The 21,797-nt window shown below is 43.5% G+C and carries 23 protein-coding genes; 4 read left to right on the top strand and 19 right to left on the bottom strand.

The genetic code is table 11. From position 1 onward, the window contains the following. Window positions 1-6 precede the first annotated feature (6 nt). From F0220_RS12195 to F0220_RS12160, 8 genes are all read right to left on the bottom strand, one after another. On the bottom strand, window positions 7-492 hold the full coding sequence (locus tag F0220_RS12195) for a GNAT family N-acetyltransferase (protein WP_223199984.1): 486 nt from the start codon (window positions 490-492) through the stop codon (window positions 7-9). Further along, the gene (locus F0220_RS12190; RefSeq protein WP_223199919.1) at window positions 482-1,033 is read right to left on the bottom strand and encodes an AAA family ATPase; all 552 of its coding nucleotides are present in this window, start codon (window positions 1,031-1,033) and stop codon (window positions 482-484) included. Before F0220_RS12190 ends, F0220_RS12195 begins: the two co-directional genes overlap by 11 nt. Before the next feature lie 199 nt (window positions 1,034-1,232). Next, complete coding sequence (locus F0220_RS12185) at window positions 1,233-2,297, bottom strand: polysaccharide deacetylase family protein (protein ID WP_105598293.1); 1,065 nt, start codon at window positions 2,295-2,297, stop codon at window positions 1,233-1,235. 221 nt (window positions 2,298-2,518) lie between these two features. Beyond that, window positions 2,519-3,574 carry an ABC transporter substrate-binding protein gene (locus tag F0220_RS12180; protein ID WP_105598292.1) on the bottom strand — a complete coding sequence of 352 codons (1,056 nt, stop codon included), beginning with the start codon at window positions 3,572-3,574 and terminating at the stop codon, window positions 2,519-2,521. Between the two features lie 108 nt (window positions 3,575-3,682). Next, a complete protein-coding gene (gene yjfF / locus F0220_RS12175) occupies window positions 3,683-4,657 on the bottom strand; it encodes a galactofuranose ABC transporter, permease protein YjfF (RefSeq protein WP_105598291.1) in 975 nt (324 codons plus the stop codon). Then, window positions 4,647-5,690, bottom strand: a complete 1,044-nt coding sequence (locus F0220_RS12170; protein ID WP_083657362.1) for an ABC transporter permease — start codon at window positions 5,688-5,690, stop codon at window positions 4,647-4,649. The genes yjfF and F0220_RS12170 overlap by 11 nt, the downstream gene beginning before the upstream one ends. A 4-nt stretch (window positions 5,691-5,694) precedes the next feature. Then, complete coding sequence (locus F0220_RS12165; RefSeq protein ID WP_105598290.1) at window positions 5,695-7,206, bottom strand: sugar ABC transporter ATP-binding protein; 1,512 nt, start codon at window positions 7,204-7,206, stop codon at window positions 5,695-5,697. A gap of 85 nt (window positions 7,207-7,291) precedes the next feature. Then, window positions 7,292-8,314: an ABC transporter substrate-binding protein gene (locus tag F0220_RS12160; protein ID WP_105598289.1), complete on the bottom strand. Its 1,023-nt coding sequence runs from the start codon at window positions 8,312-8,314 to the stop codon at window positions 7,292-7,294. 244 nt (window positions 8,315-8,558) lie between these two features. On the opposite strand from F0220_RS12160, the gene F0220_RS12155 reads away from it, so the two are divergent. Genes F0220_RS12155 through F0220_RS12145 form a run of 3 tightly spaced genes read left to right on the top strand, consistent with a single transcriptional unit; the run spans window position 8,559 to window position 12,923 of the window. Beyond that, window positions 8,559-10,370 carry a cache domain-containing sensor histidine kinase gene (locus tag F0220_RS12155; protein WP_105598288.1) on the top strand — a complete coding sequence of 604 codons (1,812 nt, stop codon included), beginning with the start codon at window positions 8,559-8,561 and terminating at the stop codon, window positions 10,368-10,370. A gap of 5 nt (window positions 10,371-10,375) precedes the next feature. Continuing rightward, window positions 10,376-11,965, top strand: a complete 1,590-nt coding sequence (locus F0220_RS12150; protein ID WP_223199983.1) for a response regulator — start codon at window positions 10,376-10,378, stop codon at window positions 11,963-11,965. Beyond that, entirely contained in the window at window positions 11,958-12,923 is a 966-nt protein-coding gene (locus F0220_RS12145) for a sugar ABC transporter substrate-binding protein (protein WP_105598286.1), read from the top strand. The genes F0220_RS12150 and F0220_RS12145 overlap by 8 nt, the downstream gene beginning before the upstream one ends. Before the next feature lie 453 nt (window positions 12,924-13,376). On the opposite strand, the gene F0220_RS12140 is transcribed toward F0220_RS12145, so the two are convergent. The 6 genes from F0220_RS12140 to F0220_RS12115 all read right to left on the bottom strand — a co-directional run bounded on the left by F0220_RS12140 (window position 13,377) and on the right by F0220_RS12115 (window position 17,606). Then, window positions 13,377-13,901 carry a GNAT family N-acetyltransferase gene (locus F0220_RS12140; RefSeq protein ID WP_105598284.1) on the bottom strand — a complete coding sequence of 175 codons (525 nt, stop codon included), beginning with the start codon at window positions 13,899-13,901 and terminating at the stop codon, window positions 13,377-13,379. 37 nt (window positions 13,902-13,938) lie between these two features. After that, window positions 13,939-14,259: a hypothetical protein gene (locus F0220_RS12135; RefSeq protein WP_105598283.1), complete on the bottom strand. Its 321-nt coding sequence runs from the start codon at window positions 14,257-14,259 to the stop codon at window positions 13,939-13,941. Window positions 14,260-14,304: 45 nt separating this feature from the next. Then, entirely contained in the window at window positions 14,305-14,751 is a 447-nt protein-coding gene (locus F0220_RS12130; RefSeq protein ID WP_105598282.1) for a GNAT family N-acetyltransferase, read from the bottom strand. 186 nt (window positions 14,752-14,937) lie between these two features. Then, window positions 14,938-15,870 carry a hypothetical protein gene (locus tag F0220_RS12125; protein WP_105598281.1) on the bottom strand — a complete coding sequence of 311 codons (933 nt, stop codon included), beginning with the start codon at window positions 15,868-15,870 and terminating at the stop codon, window positions 14,938-14,940. Window positions 15,871-15,960: 90 nt separating this feature from the next. Continuing rightward, window positions 15,961-16,785, bottom strand: a complete 825-nt coding sequence (locus F0220_RS12120; protein WP_105598280.1) for a methyltransferase domain-containing protein — start codon at window positions 16,783-16,785, stop codon at window positions 15,961-15,963. A 44-nt stretch (window positions 16,786-16,829) separates the two neighbouring features. Beyond that, entirely contained in the window at window positions 16,830-17,606 is a 777-nt protein-coding gene (locus tag F0220_RS12115) for a class I SAM-dependent methyltransferase (protein ID WP_181155349.1), read from the bottom strand. Between the two features lie 157 nt (window positions 17,607-17,763). Between F0220_RS12115 and F0220_RS12110 the strand changes: the two genes are divergently transcribed. Continuing rightward, the gene (locus tag F0220_RS12110; RefSeq protein ID WP_105598468.1) at window positions 17,764-18,213 is read left to right on the top strand and encodes a DUF1569 domain-containing protein; all 450 of its coding nucleotides are present in this window, start codon (window positions 17,764-17,766) and stop codon (window positions 18,211-18,213) included. A gap of 13 nt (window positions 18,214-18,226) precedes the next feature. On the opposite strand, the gene F0220_RS12105 is transcribed toward F0220_RS12110, so the two are convergent. The 5 genes from F0220_RS12105 to F0220_RS12085 form a co-directional block, all read right to left on the bottom strand. Next, window positions 18,227-18,808 carry an HAD-IA family hydrolase gene (locus tag F0220_RS12105; protein WP_181155348.1) on the bottom strand — a complete coding sequence of 194 codons (582 nt, stop codon included), beginning with the start codon at window positions 18,806-18,808 and terminating at the stop codon, window positions 18,227-18,229. A 48-nt stretch (window positions 18,809-18,856) separates the two neighbouring features. Next, window positions 18,857-19,792: an acetamidase/formamidase family protein gene (locus tag F0220_RS12100; RefSeq protein ID WP_105598277.1), complete on the bottom strand. Its 936-nt coding sequence runs from the start codon at window positions 19,790-19,792 to the stop codon at window positions 18,857-18,859. 85 nt (window positions 19,793-19,877) lie between these two features. Next, window positions 19,878-20,357 carry a DinB family protein gene (locus F0220_RS12095; protein WP_181155347.1) on the bottom strand — a complete coding sequence of 160 codons (480 nt, stop codon included), beginning with the start codon at window positions 20,355-20,357 and terminating at the stop codon, window positions 19,878-19,880. Between the two features lie 35 nt (window positions 20,358-20,392). After that, a complete protein-coding gene (locus F0220_RS12090) occupies window positions 20,393-21,127 on the bottom strand; it encodes an AAC(3) family N-acetyltransferase (RefSeq protein ID WP_181155346.1) in 735 nt (244 codons plus the stop codon). Window positions 21,128-21,330: 203 nt separating this feature from the next. Beyond that, a complete protein-coding gene (locus tag F0220_RS12085) occupies window positions 21,331-21,789 on the bottom strand; it encodes a DUF5662 family protein (RefSeq protein ID WP_219845134.1) in 459 nt (152 codons plus the stop codon). Window positions 21,790-21,797 lie beyond the last annotated feature (8 nt).

Here is a 21,797-nt window from a genome sequence, read left to right as displayed (position 1 = left end):
TTCTCCTTACAATATCTTTTGGAAACTTCCAATATCCAGCTTTCTATCAAATTTATATCCAATCTCTTTAAACAGAGCACATTGTTCGTAACCATTTCTCTCAAATAATGTTTTACTTCTTGTATTCTCCATGCAAATCGTCGCAATTAAGGTATGGAATCCTTGTTCTTTTGCAATCTTCTCAATAAAACGTAGTGCTTGTTTCCCCAAGCCTTTTCCCAAAATATCGGGCTTTAAATATATGGTGACCTCACCGCAAATGTCATATGCCTGTTTACTCTTATACTGGGTGATCAGAACATAGCCCATCATTTGATTGTTTTCAAGAATTACGTAAGTTTTATACCGTGTATCCTTGTTCATCACAGAGGATTTAATCTGATCAAGATCTAATTCCTCCGTATGAAACGAAATCGTTGTATTCATTACATAATAGTTATAAATCTTTCTAATTTCAGGGAGGTGCTGTTCGGTTACCTCTTCAAAAGTCACAGTCGTCAATTAGGTTCCATCCTCTTCTGTTCATTTTCTTCAAAATAATTTCGATGATTTCACGTGTCTCCAGATGATCGGTAATAATGTGAGTTTGAAATTGTTCATCCTTGAAAGCTTCAACACACTTTGGTGCTTGTTGATACTGCCAGCCTCCATATTCATCTCCGCGTTTAGCCAAACGATGATAAATCGTCTCTTCTGTAGCCGTAAGGCAAAAATGATGAATGTCCTGATCGATCTCTTTTAACCCGTTATAAATGTAATTAAAGTTTTCCTCTTTATAGATGGTCATGGGGACAATTAAGTGTTTGTTGTATTTCTGCTTTACTTCTTTAGCCGTTTTTACGGTCAGAATTTTCCACAGATCGATATCTTGAAAATCATCCGTACGTTCCCTTTCCTCTCTACAATTCTCCGGAAGAAGTTTTCTCAGCATATAACCTATTTCTTCAGGATCGTAGATCATACTGTTTGCAATCAAAGGTTGGAGTGCTTCTGCTGCTGAAGTTTTTCCCGAACCAAACGCTCCGTTAATCATGATGATCATTTGATCACTCCACTTCTATTCAATGAAATTTTTCAATAGAAACCAGATTCTTCACATACAATTTCATCCATTATAAATGTTTTCCTTCCACTTTTTGTTACAAAATGGCCAAAAACATGATGAACTCCCATTGGGTCAACCCAACGGGAGTTCATCATAGTGCATTATTTTTCAATCAGCCTTAAGCTTGTTAATGTATTTCCAAGTAATCGATGTACATATCCCATGTCCCGTCATCGGCTGTTACAACCAACTCAATGACCTGATTTCCCGTTCCATGGCTGATATTATTCAGGGTATAGACCGCTGGTGAACTCCCGCCAAAGTAAAAGGTCCCCTTGGTCTGTCCGCCAATCTTCAAATCCACTCTAGCCATGTTGGCATTGTTTGAAGCTCCACGAAGCGAGAAATTATGAGTGCTCGTTGCAAAATTCTGAGTGTATTTAACCAAATCATTGTTGGCATAAAGGACCACGCCATTGAAAGGAGAACTGATATTGCCGGTGTATTGTCCACCTTTGGTCATATTCTCGGCTTCTACTTTTGTTGACGTACCTGGGGGATTGGTGGTGCCGCCATCAGGAGCGACTGCCCGACCTGTCGTCGGTGAAATCATGCCGGAGCAAAGGCCACGATTCTTCAGATTTTGTGCAATCTGTGGAATGGCTTGAAGTGTCGTCTGGTACTGATCATGCATTAGAATGACGTCACCACTTTTCATCGTGTTCACAGCTGTCACGATCTGGGCTGCGCTGGCACCATTCCAGTCTTGGGAATCTACGTTCCACAGCACTTCCTTCAGGCCGTTTTGGCTTACAACGGATTTCAAAGTCGCATTTGTCGCACCGTAAGGAGGTCTGAACAGTTTAGGTGAACTTCCGGTAATGGACTGGATCGTCTGCTGTGTCCGAGTAATCTCTGACGACATCTGAGAACTGTTTAATGTAGTCATGTTTGGATGTGTATAGGAATGATTGCCAATCCACATCCCAGCTGCCACCTGTGCAGTAACCAGAGATTTATTATTTTGTGCATTTTGTCCAACATTGAACATCGTTGCCCGTAAGCCCGCCTGCTTCAACGCGTTAAGCATGTTTGTTGTATTTCCAGATGGGCCATCATCAAACGTCAGACCTACATAACCATTCGGACAACTTGCATCTGCAGCACGAGCATTGGGCACCCCTGGAATAGAAAACAAGGTACCGAAAAGTGCGAGAGATATTACCACCTTTGCCAGCTTTACTTTGAACATAAAATTACCTCCTCATAATATATTGACAGCATAATACCTTTTACACTCCCTCTCTTTATCGAACTTTCACCCCTCGAAAAAAAAGCGCTTTCAAAAGTATGCAAACCGCTACGTCTTTTCTCATAGAAAAGAACTTTAGTTCAAGGTGAGTTCAGTATAAACGATAAGTTTATTTAAAGTAAATTGAATTTTATCCAAAATGTTCTATTTTTTCGCATATTCTAGAATCGCCTGTTGTACATCTCCCGTCTAGCACTCTCCTGTGTAAAAATGTCCTCCGGGGGTGCCATGCGCTTCGGGAGTGTACGCCCTGCAATAATTTCTTTTGTAGCCTGCATAAGCTGAGGACCAAGCAGCGGGTTACATTCCACCACAGCGTTGATTTTCCCACTGGCTAGAATTTCAAGTGCTTTGCGGGAGCCGTCCACCGAAACAATGATAATGTCCTCTCCCGGCTTCAGCCCAGCTTCTTCAATCGCTTGTATGGCGCCAAAAGCCATTTCATCATTATGGGCAAAAAGAACCTGCGGCCGTTCATCTTCCGGGACCTGAAGGAATTCTTTCATCACTTGTTTGCCATTGTCCTCCGTAAAATCGGCAGGAGCACTTTGTGAGAAGATGATATCTGCTCTGGTGTCGAAAATGCTTCTAAAGCCCTCGCCACGCTGGATAGAGGGTGTAGAACCACTCGTGCCTTGCAGTTCGGCAATCCGTATCAAACCCGGATGATTTCGCATCCGATCCTGAATGTACTTCCCGGCCTTCACACCTTCCTCATAAAAGTCCGATCCAATCGTTGTCACAAAAAGTGAAGTGTCTTTGACATCAACTGACCGGTCTACGATGATCACAGGTATACCTGCATCCCTGGCCTCCTGAAGAATACCATCCCAGCCCGATTCCACGACCGGTGCAATGGCAATGACATCCACCTTTTGCCTGATGAACGACCGAACAGCCTCGAACTGTTTCGTCTGAGACTGTTCTGCATTTTTTATTACAAGGGAGATTCCCGATTCTGCCGCAGCATTCCGGATAGACGTGGAGTTTGCCAGACGCCAGGCACTCTCTCTACCCAGTTGTGAAAAACCCAAGACAATCGGTTTCGTAGAGGTATCCCTTGCTACCGCTGATTCCATCCATTCCTCAACAGATGGGAGAGTTTCCAAGTTGTTAGACGAGATGGGAGGAGACACAGATTCAGACTCAGGTGTTGTACAACCGACAAGCAGCAGTAGCAGTATGAACAAATACAACCCGATCACATGTCTTCTCATTCACGCATCTCCCATCTCCATGTTAGTCTCTGCTGCCACCGATGCAGAGCACATCTAGTTATATAATTGTGTCGGTATTTGTGTGCAATTTCATTTCATTCGATCCACTTAATGCAGTGATTTCGAGGATACTCGCCGCCCGCTAAGCAGTCGTTGGAATAAAATAAAAACAAACAACATTAGGCCAATCACAATCTTGGTCCACCATGAGCTTAGCGTGCCTTCGAAGCTAATTATAGTTTGGATAGCCCCCTGGATCAATACACCAATAAAGGTTCCCGCCACATACCCCACACCACCTGTTAACAAGGTGCCTCCTATTACAACAGCGGCGATGGTATCGAGTTCAAGACCCATGGCGTGTAATCCATAACCGGATAACATGTAAAAGGTGAAGACAACACCGGCAAGCGCGGAGCACAAACCGCTGAACGTGTACACCAGGATTTTGGTACGTGCAACCGGCAGTCCCATAAGCAGCGCGGATTGCTCGCTTCCGCCGATGGCGTAAACGTTGCGCCCGAACCGAGTGTAATGTGCCAGGTAGATCGCGAGCAGTACAATGACCAGAGCAATAATGACATTAATGGAGACAAAGCTGCCCCCTGGCAGGGAAATTTTCGCCTGCGCAACCTGTGTGTAAAATGAATTTGTAATGGTAATGGTGTCGAGACTAATGACATAACACAGCCCCCGCGCCAAAAACATGCCTGCCAGTGTCACGATGAAAGGCTGAATTTTAAAATAGTGGATGATCGCCCCCATGACTGTGCCAAAGAGCGCACCCATGACAAGCACCATCGGTATAACGATCGCAGGCGACCACCCTTGCTTCTCGACCAGACTTGCGCTAATGATGGTCGTCAGCGCAATGACAGAACCAACCGACAGGTCGATTCCTCCCGATACAATCACAAAAGTCATGCCAATCGCCGTGATAATCAGAAATGCGTTATCAATGAGAAGATTAAGCAATACCTGTGTGGAAAAGAACCCTGTATACCGGAAAGAGCCTATAGCAAACATCACGGCCAGCAAACCGAAGGTGACAAGGACCGGGAGATACTTACGATTAAGAAACATGGCGGTTAACCCCCTGTTCGGCTGGAAACTTCCGTTTTTTCCAACGGATCACCATGGAATTGCGGAATGAATCGGATTGAATCAAACATACGGCCAGTACAACAAAGGCTTTGACAACCAGCGTAACTTCTGGCGGGACTCCAATCATATAGATCGTCGTTGTTAAGGTTTGGATAATGAGTGCTCCAACGACGGTACCCATTAGATAGAAACGACCACCATTGAGCGAAGTACCCCCGATGACTACCGCAAGAATGGCATCAAGTTCATACCACAGACCTGCGTTATTTCCATCCGCACTGGATACATTCGAGCTGAGAATAAGCCCGGCAATGCCGGCACACAGACCACAGAAGACATATACCGTGAGAATAACCGTTTTTGAACGAATACCTGCCAGTTGGCTCGCGTTTGCGTTGCTTCCGACCGATTCAATAAACAGTCCCAGTGCCGTTTTTCTCGTCAGCAATGAGGCAACAAGCAGCACAGTTAATACGATGAAGATGGAAAAAGGTAATGCTGCAAGCGAACCTGCCCCGATATAGGCGTAGTTCGCGTTGGATACCGTAATAATCTGTCCACTCGTAATTAATTGCGCAATCCCACGTCCGGCTACCATCAGGATAAGCGTTGCAATAATGGGCTGGATTCGGGCAACCGAAACCAGCGCTCCGTTCCATATACCCAAGATCAGTGAGAGACCTATAGATAATCCAAGTGCACCCAACACAAGCCAAAGCGAACTCTGATCCACTCCTCTGCTGATGCTCATACAAGCCACGGCACCGGAGATCGCTACAATGGAGCCCACGGACAAGTCGATACCTCCGGTCGCAATCACCAGTGTCATGCCGATTGATACCAGAATTAAAGGCGCTCCAAAATTGAGAATATCAATCAAGCTGCCATACAGATTCCCTTCACGCATGACGAGGGAGAAGAAATCCGGAGAGTACAGCAAATTAAAGATTAAAAGTAAACCAAGCATACATAACGGCCAAAACAAATGATGTTTACGCATCTTGCCCGCCATCTCTTTAACCTCCTGCCATTGCTTTCATGATTTGCTGTTGATGGATCTGATCCCCGCTAAGTTCTTTCACTTTTTTGCGGTCCCGGATTACGGCAATTCGGTGGCTGACACGAATCACTTCTTCCAGCTCGGACGAAATGAACAGCACGGCCATGCCCTGCTTCGACAGAGAGAGCACCAGCTTCTGTATCTCAGTCTTTGCACCGATATCAATTCCACGCGTAGGTTCATCAAGAATCAACAGATCGGGGTTCATCAGCAGCCACCGTGCAAGCAACACCTTTTGCTGATTACCGCCACTCAGATTTTTAATTAAATGCTCCGGGTTTTTCGGATGGATATTTAACAGGTTGATGTACTTTTCGGCGATCTCATCCTGTTTCTTGCGTGAGATTGGTTTGGACCAACCTCGTGTCGCTTGTAAAGCCAGAATAATGTTCTCCCGAATGGTCAAATCATCGATTATGCCTTCGGTTTTACGGTTCTCGGAGCAAAAGGCAATATTCTGATCAATTGCATGACGCGGCGACTTGACCGTACTTCCTGTATCTACAACGAGCAGCTTGCCTACATCTGAACGATCTGCACCAAAGAAAAGGCGAGCGATCTCGGTACGACCAGACCCCAATAACCCAGCCAAGCCCACGACTTCTCCCTTGCGAATGTCCAGATCAAAAGGCTCAATTGCTCCTTTGCGTCCAAGTGCCTTAGCGGTAATTAACAGTTCTCCCGACTCCGCCTGGGCAGCATCCGCTTCCTTCGGAAGCTCCTCAAGCACCTCGAGCTCCTTGCCGATCATCTTGAGCACCAGTTCCATGCGTGGAAGTTCTGCGGCTATGTACTCTCCTTCCAATTCCCCGTTACGGAGCACCGTTAGACGATCCGACATTTCGTATACCTGATCAAGAAAATGAGTAACAAAAAGAATTGCGAGACCTTCACTCTTTAATTTGTGCATAATACGAAACAGTTGCTGAACCTCGTTTTTGTCCAGACTGGATGTGGGTTCATCCAATATGAGCACTTTTGCCGAGATGCTGAGTGCTCTTGCAATTGCAATCAGTTGTTGCATCGCGACTGAGTAGGTCTGTAAAGGAGCCTTAACGTCGATGGACAGATGTAATCTGTCTCGCAGAATGTTCTCCGCATCTTTGTTCATTTGCTTCCAATTGATTTTGCCAAATCGCATCGGCTCACGCCCGATGAAAATATTCTCAGCAACCGTTAAGTTGGGACAGAGATTGACCTCTTGGTAAACGGTACTGATTCCCGCCTTTTGCGCTTCAAGCGGACCGGAGATCGAAAGATCCCGGTTATCCATGCTTACCGTTCCTTCATCAATGGAATAAACGCCGGTCAAAACTTTAATAAGCGTCGACTTCCCCGCTCCGTTCTCACCCATCAAGGCATGAATCTCGCCCGAAAACAAGCGAAAGCTGACGCTGGACAGCGCTTTAACCCCGGGAAATTGTTTGGTGATGCCTGTCATTTGCAAAATGGGTGCTTGCTCGGCCATATAACCCTCTCCTTTGTTATGGAAAAAAGTCATTTAGCGACAGCCTAGTCGAAAAATGACTTTTCGGTGTTATACGAATCTGCTTTTAATATTCGCGTGTTGGCAATGCTTCTTTGGCTTGCTCCGATGTGAAGGTCGTCTCATCCGTAACGATTCGGGGTTCGATGTCTTTCCCGTCTACTACTGATTGAACCGCTTCCATTAATTGAGGTCCTAACAACGGATTACATTCAACGATAAAGTTGATTTTGCCATCAGCAGCAGCCTGCATCCCATCCTTCACGGCATCCACAGAGATAATGGTAATATCTACGCCTGGTTTCAATCCTGCCGCTTCAATGGCCTGAATTGCACCAAGTGCCATATCGTCATTATGTGCATAGAGAACATCTATTTTTTTATGTGCTTTGAGGAAAGCTTGCATGACTTCTTTGCCTTTGGCACGTGTAAAGTCACCCGATTGTGAAGCAATCAATTTAAGCTTCGAATTGGAAGCAATCAATTCCATAAAGCCCTCTTGACGGTCATTCGCTGGTGCGGAGCCTGTTGTACCCTGCAGCTCAACAATGTTGATCTCGTCTTGTGTGTCCTTGTATTGGTCACTCAGCCACTGACCTGCTTTGCGTCCTTCTTCTACAAAGTCGGAGCCAATAAAGGTTTTGTAGAGGGTTTTATCCGGGGAATCCACAGCACGGTCCGTCAAAATCACGGGAATTCCTGCATCCTTCGCTTCCTTCAATACGGTATCCCAACCGGATTCTACAACAGGGGAAAAAGCGATCACCGTCACCTTCTGTTGTATGAAGGATCGCAAAGCTTTAATTTGATTTTCCTGCTTCTGCTGCGCATCGGAGAATTTCAAATCATAACCCGCTTCTTTGGCTGATTCCTGAATCGACTTGGTATTCGCCGAACGCCAGCCACTCTCCGCACCAACCTGCGAAAAACCAAGCGTAATTGTTTTGGCGCTGGCAGGTGTACTGCCATTCCCATTCGTTGAAGTTTCATTATCGGAGCCTGCTCCTCCATTGGTACTGCTACATGCCGTGCTGACCAGCATCACCATAGCCAAGGTTATGGCAAGTCCCCACTTTTTTTTGGTTCGCATATTGTGATCCTCCCTTTTTTTCGTTTCACCTTGTGGTGTGACCACATTATAAAACGCTTTCATTCCGAGCTTATATGGAGTCTCATACTTTATTTATGTAATAATTTAGTAATTTCAAAAAATGGAGTTTAAAAAGTGTAATTTCTTTGTTTAATTGTGTAGTATTTAGCGATTCTCTTACATATTAGAAAATCATGTTATACTAATGATACATTTTTGATCCCTTCAGATGGAGTGGAATACGTTGAAACTCATTCAATGGATTGCTTCAAGCCTCAGGCTTAAATTACTCAGCATGTTTATCATCCTCAGTTCAGTACCACTGATCGTGGTTGGATTGATTTCTTACCACAAATCTTATACGGTCGTATCCAATCATAACAAGGCCTCGACACAGCTGGTTGCCGACCAGCTTGCCAGGAACATTGACATCTTGTTTGAGGATACGGAACGGCTGCTCGAACTGGGCAAGAACCCGCAAGTGCTTCAATATCTGTATTCTCAATCGGAGTCCTACCCGGAAGCCAAAGCCATCCTTCAGACATACAATCTTTATCGGGAAACCTACAAGTATGACAAGGTACTTAATATCTCGTTCGTGAATTTTTATGGAAAAGGCATAAGTGAACGAAAAGGCGTGTTCAAGCTGGAACGAAATCCGCTGCGTAACCCGTACTTCAAGTATCTGATACAGTATCCGGATGCCATTCTGCGCATTCCTCATTCTGCAGCCTATGCCGAATATAACAGGCTGGATGGGTTTGCTTACTCTAAACAGAATGCGCTTTCAATTATAACCACGGTCAAAGAGAGAATTACACATGAGGTCATCGGGTTCATAGTAATTGATTTAAATGATTCGTTCATTGATGATTTTTTGACGAATACCCCCATTAAGGATTCCGGTTTTTTCTATATTAGTGATCAACACGGAAATACACTCTTCAGGCCGGATGCCACCACGGCATCCATAACCATGATGGATCAGATCCGATCGGTCCCTTTACATCTACAGCACGACAGCTTTATTCTGTCTGCAGGATCCAAGCCCCAGTTTGTTGTATACAGCACCTCAAAACAGACCGGATGGAAGATGATCGGGGTAGCTCCTTATCAGGAAATCATTGCAGAGGCCAATAGCATTCGCCAATTAATCATCATCACGGTTTTGTTAAGTGCCTTCTTTGCAATATCGTTATATTTTTTCCTGAATAATCGACTGATTCTTCCCATCCAAATTCTGATGAACAAGATGCGTAAAGCTGCAAACGGTTACTTGGAAGCCAAAGTCACACCACACGGCTCGGACGAAATTGCTGATCTGGGCAAAAGCTTCAACGTGATGCTGGATAAGCTCAAAATGCTAATCGAAAAGAGCATCCGGGAGAATGAACAGGTGAAAATAGCTGAACTACGTACGCTGCAAGCTCAAATCAACCCTCATTTCCTGTATAACACGTTGGAGTCTATTTTATGGATGGCTGAAGCAGAGAAAAAAGAAAATGTAATCAAACTTGTGCAAGCCCTCTCGAAGTTCTTTCGTTTGAGTCTGAACAAAGGATTCGACTGGGTATCCATTCAAACCGAGCTTGAACATGCGCGGAGTTACTTGGTTATTCAACAGATGAGGTACCACGATATTCTCACCTACGAGATCAGCGTTGATCGTGAGCTTCAGGATTATCCCATTTTGAAAATGACGCTGCAGCCCCTGATTGAAAACGCGCTCTATCATGGGATCAAGAACAAACGCGGTCAAGGGCTGATATCCATACACGGATATGTAGAGGACAATAGCATCATTCTCACCGTACAGGATAACGGAATTGGCATGTCTGCGGATCGATTGGCACAATTACGTGAAGAGCTGGAGAAGCCGGCTGCTTCCCGTTCACCCCAAGATGACGAGCAGGAAGGCGGATTCGGTCTGCTCAATGTACATCACCGGATTCGACTATATTTTGGACCATCTTATGGTGTTGAAATGGAAAGTACGTATATGGAAGGCAGCACATTTATGATTCGTATCCCCAAAAGCAAGGAGGTTAACCGTTGAAAAAGGTGATGATCGTGGATGACGAAATTGGAATTCGGGAGAATATACGGAGCTGCATCGATTGGGAAAAGGAAGGTTTTCACTACTGCGGGGATGCACCCGACGGCGAGCTTGCGTTACCTTTAATTCATGAGTGGGCTCCGGATATTTTGATTACAGATATCAAAATGCCATTTATGAACGGATTGGAACTGACCTCCATTGTTCGCACTCAACAACCTGATATCAAAATCATTATCATGAGTGGTCATGATGAATTCAGCTATGCCCAGGAGGCCATCCGACTTGGGGTGACCGAGTACTGTCTAAAGCCCATTAGTGCAGCAGAGCTAATCCAAATGCTGCATAAGGTCAGCAAACAAATGGATGAAGAACATCAACGCATGACAAACCGGACGATCACCAAAGAAAAACTGCTGGCCGATCTGTGCGGAGGACTCATCGGTACAACCGATGCAATTGAATCAGCCAAACAACTCTCACTTCCTCTCTCGGCCAGGTATTATACCATTGTCATTATCGACGTTCGATTAACAGATGATTCCCGGGACCCGGAATCCCTGATGAAAAAGCTACTTCCCATACTGGAGGAAACTCGTGATCCCCACGTTGAACTTCTTCCTTATATTCGAAGCCGAACCGAGTTGGTGCTTCTGCTCAAGTATCACTCCGATGACAGCATATCCGTATATCTGGAGCAGCTTCGCGGGCGGGTTCGTATGGAACTTGAACATACGTTCAAATGTAATATTATTCTGGGCATTGGCAGTCAGCAGGAGCGTCTGCAAGGAATTCATGTCTCGTATCTGGAAGCGGAGGAGGATAAATATATTACCCGGCTCACCCTTCAGAACAGAGCTTCTCTACGTGAAATCAACCCGGATGAGCACACGACTCTTTTTCTCGACAGGAATTCTTTTCTTGAATTCCTCAAAATCGGCAGCCCCAATCTGCGTGACCATTTTGTGCAGGAGTTTGCCGCTCCATTACAGTCCTTCGACTGGAAGTCCTCCTCGTATGGCTTCTATTTGTTGAATGATCTTACGCTGGAGTCGTTTCGGCTGGCGAATCAGTTGTTCCGCATGAGTGATCATTCGGATGAGAACATTACTTCCTTACAGCAGACAATTCGGAAGATTACGTGCTGGGAAGATTGCACTCAATATCTGTGCTCCCTACTTAACCTGTTATGGCAGAGAAGAGCAGCATGCTCCGGGAAATACAGTGACGTCATTGATCAGGTGAAAGCCTATGTATCTCGTGAATACAATAACGAACAGGTCTCGTTGAAGATGATTTCTGCACACGTCAGAATCAGTCCAAGTCATCTAAGCAAGATTTTCAGTCAGGAAACTGGTCAAACGATAACGGAGTATCTAACCCAGATTCGAATCGGCAAAGCCAAGGAGCTGCTGAAAACAACCAACAACAAAACCTTTGAGGTTGCTTACAAAGTTGGTTACAATGACTCTCACTATTTTTCTAATATATTCAAGAAAACAACAGGTTTTACACCAAGAGAATACCGAACTCAAGGGACCGAGGCATCGCAGACCAGACCATCAGATATGAGAAAAGAGCCAATGTATGAATAAAGCCAGATTTGCACTTTTACTTACACTAATACTTGTGTTCCCGATGATCATTTCATTCGGTTCGGCAAACATTCGTCCACAGCAGATGGCTGCAACACTTCCTGCGACTTCACCTGTAGAGAAATCTGCAGCGAGCAAAACTTTCGGTATTATCTATCCAATGACGTATCCAACCTATGAGATGATCACGAAGGATGCAACGGAGTATGCAGGGAAACACAATATTACGTTAATTGTAAACGCACCTGATGAAGCCAATACCGAACAACAGATCCGTATCATGGAGAATATGATCAAACAGCATGTGGACGGGATAGCTATTTCTCCTGTAGATGCTGCTGCACTTACACCCGTTATTGATGCAGCCCAAGCTGCGGGTATTCCTGTCATTACATTTGAGTCAGATGTCCCATCCAGTCATCGAATCGCTTATGTGGGCGCCGATAACTATCGCACTGGCCAGCAGTTCGCGATGACGACTACACGACTCCTGCATAATCAAGGCATGATTCTTGTCGAGAACGGCTTGGAGGAGATGCAAGGTTTGCAACAGCGGCTTAATGGATTCATTGATTATATCCGCAGTGAAACAGACATCGAAATCTTGGAGGTTCGTTATCATCAAGGGAATGAAGATCAAGCCATGTCCGATATGGAGAACATGATTCAAGCTCACCCTCACTTCAATGCGATTATTGGCCTCGATTTTGTATCCGTCTCTGCCTCTACCCTGATCTGGAAAGCGAAAGGCCTTAACCGGCATTTAATCGCGTTCGGTGATAGCCCGACCAGTGAAAACGGGTTGCTCAACGGTCAATTGTCTGCCGTTATCTCACAGAATGAAGGAGTCTGGGGCGCCAAAATGATGGAGACCTTGTTACTCGCAAGCGACGGCGCGCCTGTGAAGGAATTTATTGATACGGGGATCATTGTAATCAATCAGGAAGGAAGTAAATAAGGTGCTGTCCTCTTGTCATGAAAATGACAGGAGGACAGCACCTTTTAAATTTTCGTACACGTAGTTATTACATCCGTTCATCGAAGTGTTTCTCAAGAAAGATGACCTTTTTCTGAGAGTTGCTCCTATCTACCCTTTGCGTTTAAACTTCATAATGAGCCGATCGAGGATGAACCCCATTCCGCCCCAAAAAATCAAATGGAACAAGTATATTAACGGCCTGAACAATGAGGTCGTCTCTGGATTTGTATTTATTTTGGTCAACCAGTCATTCAGCAACGGATTTATAGGATTCGTTAGATAAATCAGAATATTCTTATCATCGTTCCCTGATAGATTAATAAAACATACGGTTAGCGAGAAAATAACAAACCAAAAGGTCAGCTTTTTCAGTATGTTCAGCATGACGGGTGGGTAAACCTCCTCTCAAGTATAATGAGCCCTTTTGAGAAGCTATTTCTTCCATTCGTTTTCTAATATGCTCATCTCGATAAGATTCCAGAATGTATCTTCATGTCTTCTCGCATCACGAATAAGTCCTTCTCGTACAAAGCCCGCTTTTTCATAACATCGGATGGCTGAGACATTAAAATCAAACACACCCAGACTGATCCGGTGTAACTTCTCCTCTTCAAATCCAATTCGAAGTGCCTCATCGATCATTTGCTTTCCATAGCCTTTACCCTGATATGGCTTACCAAGAAGTACCTTACCGATACGTCCTGAACGATTATATCGATCGATACCGCCAAGAGCAATATGACCAACAATCTCCTGAGTTGATTCATCCAGCACTTTATAAATGAACTTATTCGAAGTGTTCTTATCATTCGCACCATGCAAATAATCTGCTAGTTGTTCTCTGGAAAGTGGATAATGAAACTGCGGACCAGCCCACTGGAGCAGAAACGCTTCATCTCCACTCCATTCGATTAGTTGATCAAAATCTTCCGGTTCAAAGTATTGAAATGTAATCATATTGATCTGTCCTTTCTTTTTTATGTCATATCATTGTCTATTTCAGTTCTCTTGTGTCGGCATGATGAGTTTCATCAAACGCTTTGTTTCTTATATTCATTTCACGAATGGAGTTCTGAATCCAATTCATTCCAGCTAATAAATAGATAACTCCACCCAAAATGCATATCGCACCTATCCAATAATTCAGTGCAAAATTCACTTGATAATCACTCGGAGTATAACTTCCAGCTGCTGCTGACTGGAATGCTGCATACCCTAGCTTGGGAATCACCTCTTCAATTATTTTCGAGATCGTAATAATCACAATTCCTAACATGATAAAGAGTAATGAGAAAATAATGTGTACATGCTTCAAAGACAAGCTACCTCCTTTACAATCCAAAGCGCGTGCGTTCTGGTACTACTTGCATCTTAGAAGCCGAACGACTTCGCCATCGATCAATCCCTCACTTACTCTCTGAAAACCAAGTGATTCATACAGATTCCCGGCGATACCATTTTCCGGCCTGTGTCCAATCATGATGCATTTGCAATTCAGCGATTCTTTCATTAGATCAATCAACTTCTTAAGCGATTCTCTTCCATAACCTCTGCCCTGATATTTGGTATCTATCATTAGAGCAAGAAGCCAATAGTTATCCTCATGATCTGGCTTATCTGAGTACACAGCAAAACCAACCAGATCCGAATCAACATAGATGGCCATGGGTCGAAAATCGGTCACTACCTTGGATTCAGCAATCCAATATACAACCGGCGCGGGAAAACTTTTTTTCTGTTCTTCCGTTACATTCAGTTGAGTACATGCATACCAATTATCCACCGACACACGTTTTAAATGAATCATAGATTGAAACTCCTCCTAGTGAAAATTACACAGAGGAATTCCTCGAAACCCTTCTTGGGTCCTCTGCGTTAGACAAGAACACCTCTGGCAACTTTATTTCTTCTACTCAGATTTGTATTGTTTCTCATATCACATCACTCCTTTCACGTTTTTGTGCAAACCTCTGGCAACTTAAATCACCTCATGCTAACCTTTGATCTCTAATAGTTTAGGAGTATGTTTCACAAGGTCAGCTATTTCATAAGAGGCATTAACTGCTAATGCATCTTTAACTGCCTCAGTCCCTCTTGTCTTCCAGATCGAATATATCCATTTGGAAAAACCATATGCATTCATGTGGTGACCACGTTCCTGTATCTGGATAAACAAATTCACACTTTCCTCATACCTTTCGATATCCGTTAAAATACAGGCCAAATTGTTTAACGCAATTGTGATATCTCTCTGCGAATTTCTGGAGACATTAATATCCTCCCAGCTGCCGACCACTTCATCTTTTCTTGAAATCCGTAGTGCTCTATCATTGATTTCATCAATCCAGTCCGTCGTTTCGTTTACAAGAGCTTCGACTCCCGCAAAATCCGCGGCATGATACAGATAGACCAGACGCTGTTTGTTATATGTAATCCGGGCAAAAAGAATGTTGGACCATGTCTCATCTTCTTGTATGAGCTGGTTCATATTTTCAAGCAAACTTTCCATTTCACTGTATCTCTCCAAAACCCAAAGCGAACCACCCAAAGCCCGATGACTCTCGAATCGAACACCTCGGTTGGTATCCAACTTCGGGGCATGATCACAAGCATATTGGTACCAATCCATCCAATTATCAAAGTAGTTCCCCAGAGATAATGACAACGCTTGTGTCGAATCCGAAACGATCCAGTGTAACTGCTCCGGGGCGAGATTTTCTTTCCCCCATTCGAAGAATGCCCGGTGATTGGCATAAAGCAGTTCCGGCTCTCTTAACAAGGCATAACCATCGGAAACATTCCAGTAGACCCAACCTCGTTCATTGACAGATAGCTTGCTGGATTGTTCATATTTTTTCAGCAAATCAATCATACCTTGATGATCTCCTTGCACTACAGTTTCCTGGAAAGCTTGAGCGATATTCATTCCCATCCTCCGTCTCTTAGGAAGCTTAGTCTGTCATAGACAGTGTCCGAGCACCGAGCAAGTAAAACTTAATTCAAACGTACACAGTTCTTACAATGGCTTCGTGCCGCAAGCTGTAATGAAATTCATCATGGCATAGGCTTCCGGCGAATGATTTATCGCTTCAGAAGCGTGTTGCAGCTGAGCAAATTCCTCCGAACTGATCACACCTTTTTCAGCAAAATGTACAAAACGATTAAGATTAAACTGGTGCTTAAACCCTTCTATGCCTAACAGATCACTATGTTGAAGGACAGAATCAATGTCAACATCGATGTATCCGCTCTCAGAAAGGAGACGCGGCAGACTTCTGCCAATTAAGCGATTACCGCCGTGTTGTGCCACATAGTCCGAAATTTTCATTAATACCGTATGCAAAGCAGGGACATCAGGATTCACTGCTCCAAAAACGCCGTCATCCACATCAATAATAGCAAGACGGCCGCCAGGTTTCAGTACACGGAATATCTCTTTTGCGGCTTCTTCAGGATTGTTCAAGTGAAGAAAGATAAGTCTTGCCACGACAAAATCAAAAGAATCATCAGGCAGATCCATCTTGTAGATGGAAGACTCTACAAATTGTAATCGCTTGGAAGGAGTATCTTTCAGCCGTTCTTTGGCTTGTGTTTGCAGTGAACGATCAATCTCAAGCGAGGTAAGCTCGCTGTCCGGCAGACTGTTCAATAATTGCTCTGTAATGTAACCTGGTCCGCTTCCGACCTCCAATACACACATTCCATTTTTCAAACCATACCACTCCAGATTTCGGAATTCTTTGGACCACCCCATTACCGCCTGTATCTTTAACCTCTCTAATTCCTCTTGTAAACTTAACACTGCCGTTTGGATACTGTATGTTGAACGCGGATCACTCATATATTCTCTCCTGTTCTTAAGTAGAATAATAAAAACATATATTCTTAGACCTTTTTCTTCCCTAAAAAAAGAGCAACCTTATGTTGTTTCTCTATCGTTCCACCTGCAGCATCAATGGAATCTTTGACTCTCTCCAGAAGTGAACGCCGAACATCAATAGAAAGCTGCTGATGTTTGGAATTGGTATTTAATAAAGCGACATATTCTTCGCTGGAGCAAGTCTGTATCCAGTTATACTCCTTAACCTCAATATCCGTGAACAAGCCGGATTTTTCTGTTATTTCTTTACGCTCCTGGATAACTTCATCTGGCGAAGGATATTGAGAATCATCCAAATGAGGGGCTAATGCTGTGTAGTGGGAACGAATTTCATTGTGCAGCGGGTCATAGACCGGTACATGAATCGTCCAGAAAAGTCCAATGCCGCCTGTATTCTCTAGCAATTCCCAAGCCCGGTTGTAACCTACTTCCGGATCAATGAAGTGAAAGGCCGTTCCTGACACAATCAATTGAAATCGCTTTTCTTCGTTATTCCATTCCTCAAAGGAAGTGTTGATTACTTGAATCGATGGATATGACTTGAATTTGTCTGCGGTGAACTGTGCCAAGTTACTGCCTAATTCAATACAGGTGATGTTTGTATAATCCTTGCTCACCAATCCGCTTGTGGCCTGTCCCGTTCCGCAGCCAATCTCAAGAATGGAATCCTCTTTATTAAGATTCAGATATGTAAAAATATCATCAAACATTTCACTCGGATAGACAGGTCTATATCGTTCATATTCATCTGCTACGAGATTAAATGTTTCCTTATTTTCCAAGTTCGCATCCTCCGATTTCAATTGTGATTTTCCCATAATACATTGACTAATCTTACCATATTTTATTATTCTTGATAGTAAGAGGATAAACCTTTCAATAATAGAATGATGATAGTTCAAGTTCAAATTATATATCTTGAAGAACTGAGGTGTTCTTGTGAAAAGTATATTTGATACGATAAATGCCGCTGAAATTAAAGAGCGCATGGATCAACTTAGTGAAAATTCCATCCCTAAATGGGGCACGATGCAGGTCTCTCAAATGCTGGCTCACTGTTCAGCATTTCATGATATCCCCTTAGGAAATGCTTTTCCACCTAGAGGATTACTTGGGAGACTTATAGGACGGTTCGCAAAACCAATGTTTTATAATGACAAGCCCTTGCCCCATAATATGTCTACGATCCCGACAATCATTATTGATGATCATCGACAGTTTATAACAGAAAAAGAAAAACTCGAGCAGCAGATTAATATCTTTCAACAAGGTGCTTCAGAAAAATTCTCCCGCCACCCCCATCCCTTCTTCGGAAAATTAACAGCCGAGCAATGGGGTAAGGGCATATACAAGCATTTAGATCATCATCTAAAGCAATTTGGAGTTTAGGGTTATTTACCGTCTAAATTAGCAATGACTCAACTTCATTAACCCAATCTCCTGCTTCGTCAGCCAGTAAAGTCTTCCAACCAAGTAGCTTAGCCGAATGTAAATTTTTCTCTTGATCATCTATAAATAGAACTTCTTCTCCAGCTGCCAGGAAGGTCTCGACCCGTTGATATATCTCAATCTCAGGCTTGCATAAACCCACTTGATTAGAGATGGTTATACTTTTGGTAAATAAGCTTAAACGGTTCAGATTCGGCTCAATCCACTCCTTACAATGATTGCTGAGCAGATGGATATCGGCAAACTCACTCCATCGCTCAAGGTATTGAGCCGCTGGTAAGGGAACAATTGAATTGGTTAAGATGTCCTTCGCTCGGCTTATTGATAATTCGGGATAAGCCTGATTCAACGATTGCCAGAACTCTTCTTCTCGCATTATTCCTGTCCAGAGCTGTCGCTTGATTCCTGTAAAATGTACTTTCAAGGATGCTGCCGATAGGTTGGTTTCCTGAATCATATCACTCCAGCACGTCAATGAAATATTACTTAACAAAACCCCTGCGATATCTAAAACGATCTGTGGTCTGCCTTTCATTTTATCGACTCCCAAGTTCATCTAATACGACGTATAACGGGGCTCAAGTTACTTAAAAGCATCATGTGGAAGGACAGCATGCACACCCTTAACGCCATTCACAATTTGGGTGATACGCAGGTCAATTACCGCGCTTCCAAGTGCAATCGCTTCCACTCGATCTAGTCCGTACAACTCACCAATCAGATGGAGCATTCCGTCTAATGCTTGAACCGTAGCCTCATTCAGATCTTCATGAAAACCGAAGGTAATCCAGCCGGATGGCGTATGTGCACGAGGATTGGTTAAAATCATATCATTAATCACGTTGATCGTGATATCGACAAGCTCCATCGGACATTCAATGGCCTGACAGCTGACTTCACCGTCCCCCTGCCGTGCATGACCATCACCAATTGCGAGATAACCTCCGTCTACGGGAATAGGTAAATATAATTTACTTCCCTGCACCAGTTCCTTGCAGTCGATGTTTCCTCCACAATAGCGAGGCGGCCATGTTGTATGAATCCCTCGTGACTCTGGCGGCATGCCCACTACACCCATAAACGGCGAGAGAGATACAGTGAAGGACTTTCCTTTTATTTCACAGGTTCCATTCATCGTTTGACGATCAAGTGTCCAATTCAGCGACAGTTCTTCAACCTCTGTTAGATGTAACTTCTGGTTCTGCCAGTTCGGATATCCGCCAGCAGAAGTAAACCCGTATCTCCCGGGTACGATCTCATTGAAAACAATCTCCAACGTCTGTCCTTGCTTCGCCTCTTCGATATAGATCGGACCGATTAAGGCATGACCTCCATCTTTTTCACCTTGTCGATCAAAAGGTTTCTTGCGTTCCTCATAACTCACACCCGTTCCCCAGCCCGCATCCAGCGTCTGAAAACGAATGGAGTCACCAGATTTCACGCTCAATATGGGAGTTACCTCATTGGTTAATGAACCGATCAGATTTGCCTGAGTTAATTCAATTGTATGAGTACTCACTACAATCCCTCCCTGGTTTGGGATACATATTATATTCAAAGCAAGCAACATGCTGTATTACGTTCCGCCCCCTGCCTGCAATCCTTTACGCTTCAAGGTTGGAAAGATATTTCTTCAACGGTTGCATATGATGCTGGTCATGCCATATAAAATCTTTAAGGTATTGGGGAATATAGAATACGTTCCCCTTGGCGTCCAAATACGTCTGATGAAGCTGTTCTTCCGATAACCCTCGAATGTCATTCATAATTTTATGGCGGTACGTGATAGCCTTATTTACGATTTCGGACGTCTCTGTTCGGTTCCCGTACTCAATAGCTTTTCGATTAAACTCTTCAAAATTGATATGTTTCAACGTAACTTCCTGCTTCAGCGCAATCTTCTCAATCGCTTCCTTGTAAAAATATCGGTCCCATAACATGATATGACTTACGATTGATTTTATCGTCCATTTCCCTTCTTCCAAGCTCGAATTCCAGGTCTTCTCTTCAAGATGATTCATCGTCTTAACAAACAAAGCCCATTCTTCAAAAGTTTGAAGCAAATCTTCAATCTCTTTGGTCATGATTACATTTCCCCCTTCTTTCTTTTTGAGATGATTCACTGCCCTATATGTTCTCTTCGGTTCCGATTCATCCATCCCAAAGCATAATCAACCATCTCTCTTTGGGGTATCATATAACTCACAGCGTTCCCTACCATTCCTTCGGTAACAGCGTTAGTCTGGATCTTAAACTCATTAAAAATTAATTCAAAATCATCCGATTCATTGTTAATATCATCGTATGTAGTCCATTGTTCAAGTCCATCCACCAGCATTTTTACTCCCCAGACTTTTGGCTTAACAAATGTATTCTGCTGTTTATATTCGGCCAGGTGCAGGGAGGTGTTACTATTTGTAGGTGCACCAAGTAACAGAATGTATCCACTCAAATCATAGATTTTTCCTAACGGAGATTTCTCATTTAATGCATAATGCAAGTTGTGATCTTCCGTTATCCGTTTTGCCTCTTTCCCCCAGGCAGCAAAAGACATGTGCGGATGTGAGCTTCGAAACACACCATCTTGCCTCCGAAACACCTCGGGAATGATGCCCATATACGAGGTTGGTGTTAAGTCAGGATAATAAATAGGCATATTGTCTTTGATGAACTCAATTGCCTCTGAAGACAGGTTCGCGTCATGCTCTGAAGGTTCACAAAGATGTTCTGTTTGAGTGGGCATGACAATGGTTCCATTGGTTCCAACGGCTTCTTCCAGAGCTAAAATAACACTTACCGGGCCGCCTATAACCTTACCTGTTGCTTTGAAGGAGGAATGAACGATTATCGTCATGCCCTTCTTAACACCTAATCGTCTTAAATCATTAATCAGAGTGTTTTTTGTAATTCCACCTGTTATCATATGAACTTTTCATCCCACACTGTATTGATAATTCCCCGTCTAACATTCCATTCTTTCCGCATTTTTCGTTTTACGGCAGCCCGCTCTTCTATGGCCAATTCCAAAAAGCGCATATCATCTTGGATCATCATTATTCACCTCTCTAATAAGTACTGCATAAGCGCTTCTCTCGTCATTGGATGTAGAATAACATCTTCCGAGTTCATCATGCGTTCTGCCAAATTGGAATCTTTGACTCTGCGGCCCCATTTTCTCGAAAAAGACCTCCAGTCACATACCATTTCTATAAAATATTTTTGTGGCATAGGCAGAGCTTCTTTTGTAGTTCTGTTTACAATCCAGTACTCCCAATGATGTTTATTATGATTCTGGTGATGTAACCATGCGTTCTTCCATCTTAGTTCTGTATCTTCATCTTTACGACCCGCATAAAACTTGATTGCATAAGGAATAAATTCTTGAGGACAAAACTTGGATAAATCATGAAGTAACCCCTGTGCATATAAACCTTCATGCCAGCACTCGATTAAAACATTCAATTTATGTTCAGTTACATATAAAAAGTACCTCCAATATGCAGAAAGCAATGTCATCCCCCTAA

Source organism: Paenibacillus sp. 37 (assembly GCF_008386395.1).
Lineage (GTDB): Bacteria > Bacillota > Bacilli > Paenibacillales > Paenibacillaceae > Paenibacillus > Paenibacillus amylolyticus_B.
This window is presented reverse-complemented; position numbering and strand designations above follow the sequence as displayed.

Bases quoted from the DNA above. Each gene is read 5' to 3' on its own strand.
- F0220_RS12190 (WP_223199919.1), bottom strand. From the start codon at position 1,033: ATGATTAACGGAGCGTTTGGTTCGGGAAAAACTTCAGCAGCAGAAGCA.
- F0220_RS12185 (WP_105598293.1), bottom strand. From the start codon at position 2,297: ATGTTCAAAGTAAAGCTGGCAAAGGTGGTAATATCTCTCGCACTTTTC.
- F0220_RS12180 (WP_105598292.1), bottom strand. From the start codon at position 3,574: ATGAGAAGACATGTGATCGGGTTGTATTTGTTCATACTGCTACTGCTG.
- yjfF (WP_105598291.1), bottom strand. From the start codon at position 4,657: ATGTTTCTTAATCGTAAGTATCTCCCGGTCCTTGTCACCTTCGGTTTG.
- F0220_RS12170 (WP_083657362.1), bottom strand. From the start codon at position 5,690: ATGGCGGGCAAGATGCGTAAACATCATTTGTTTTGGCCGTTATGTATG.
- F0220_RS12165 (WP_105598290.1), bottom strand. From the start codon at position 7,206: ATGGCCGAGCAAGCACCCATTTTGCAAATGACAGGCATCACCAAACAA.
- F0220_RS12160 (WP_105598289.1), bottom strand. From the start codon at position 8,314: ATGCGAACCAAAAAAAAGTGGGGACTTGCCATAACCTTGGCTATGGTG.
- F0220_RS12145 (WP_105598286.1), top strand. From the start codon at position 11,958: ATGAATAAAGCCAGATTTGCACTTTTACTTACACTAATACTTGTGTTC.
- F0220_RS12140 (WP_105598284.1), bottom strand. From the start codon at position 13,901: ATGATTACATTTCAATACTTTGAACCGGAAGATTTTGATCAACTAATC.
- F0220_RS12130 (WP_105598282.1), bottom strand. From the start codon at position 14,751: ATGATTCATTTAAAACGTGTGTCGGTGGATAATTGGTATGCATGTACT.
- F0220_RS12125 (WP_105598281.1), bottom strand. From the start codon at position 15,870: ATGAATATCGCTCAAGCTTTCCAGGAAACTGTAGTGCAAGGAGATCAT.
- F0220_RS12120 (WP_105598280.1), bottom strand. From the start codon at position 16,785: ATGAGTGATCCGCGTTCAACATACAGTATCCAAACGGCAGTGTTAAGT.
- F0220_RS12105 (WP_181155348.1), bottom strand. From the start codon at position 18,808: ATGAAAGGCAGACCACAGATCGTTTTAGATATCGCAGGGGTTTTGTTA.
- F0220_RS12095 (WP_181155347.1), bottom strand. From the start codon at position 20,357: ATGACCAAAGAGATTGAAGATTTGCTTCAAACTTTTGAAGAATGGGCT.
- F0220_RS12090 (WP_181155346.1), bottom strand. From the start codon at position 21,127: ATGACGATAATCGTTCATTCCTCCTTCAAAGCAACAGGTAAGGTTATA.
- F0220_RS12085 (WP_219845134.1), bottom strand. From the start codon at position 21,789: ATGACATTGCTTTCTGCATATTGGAGGTACTTTTTATATGTAACTGAA.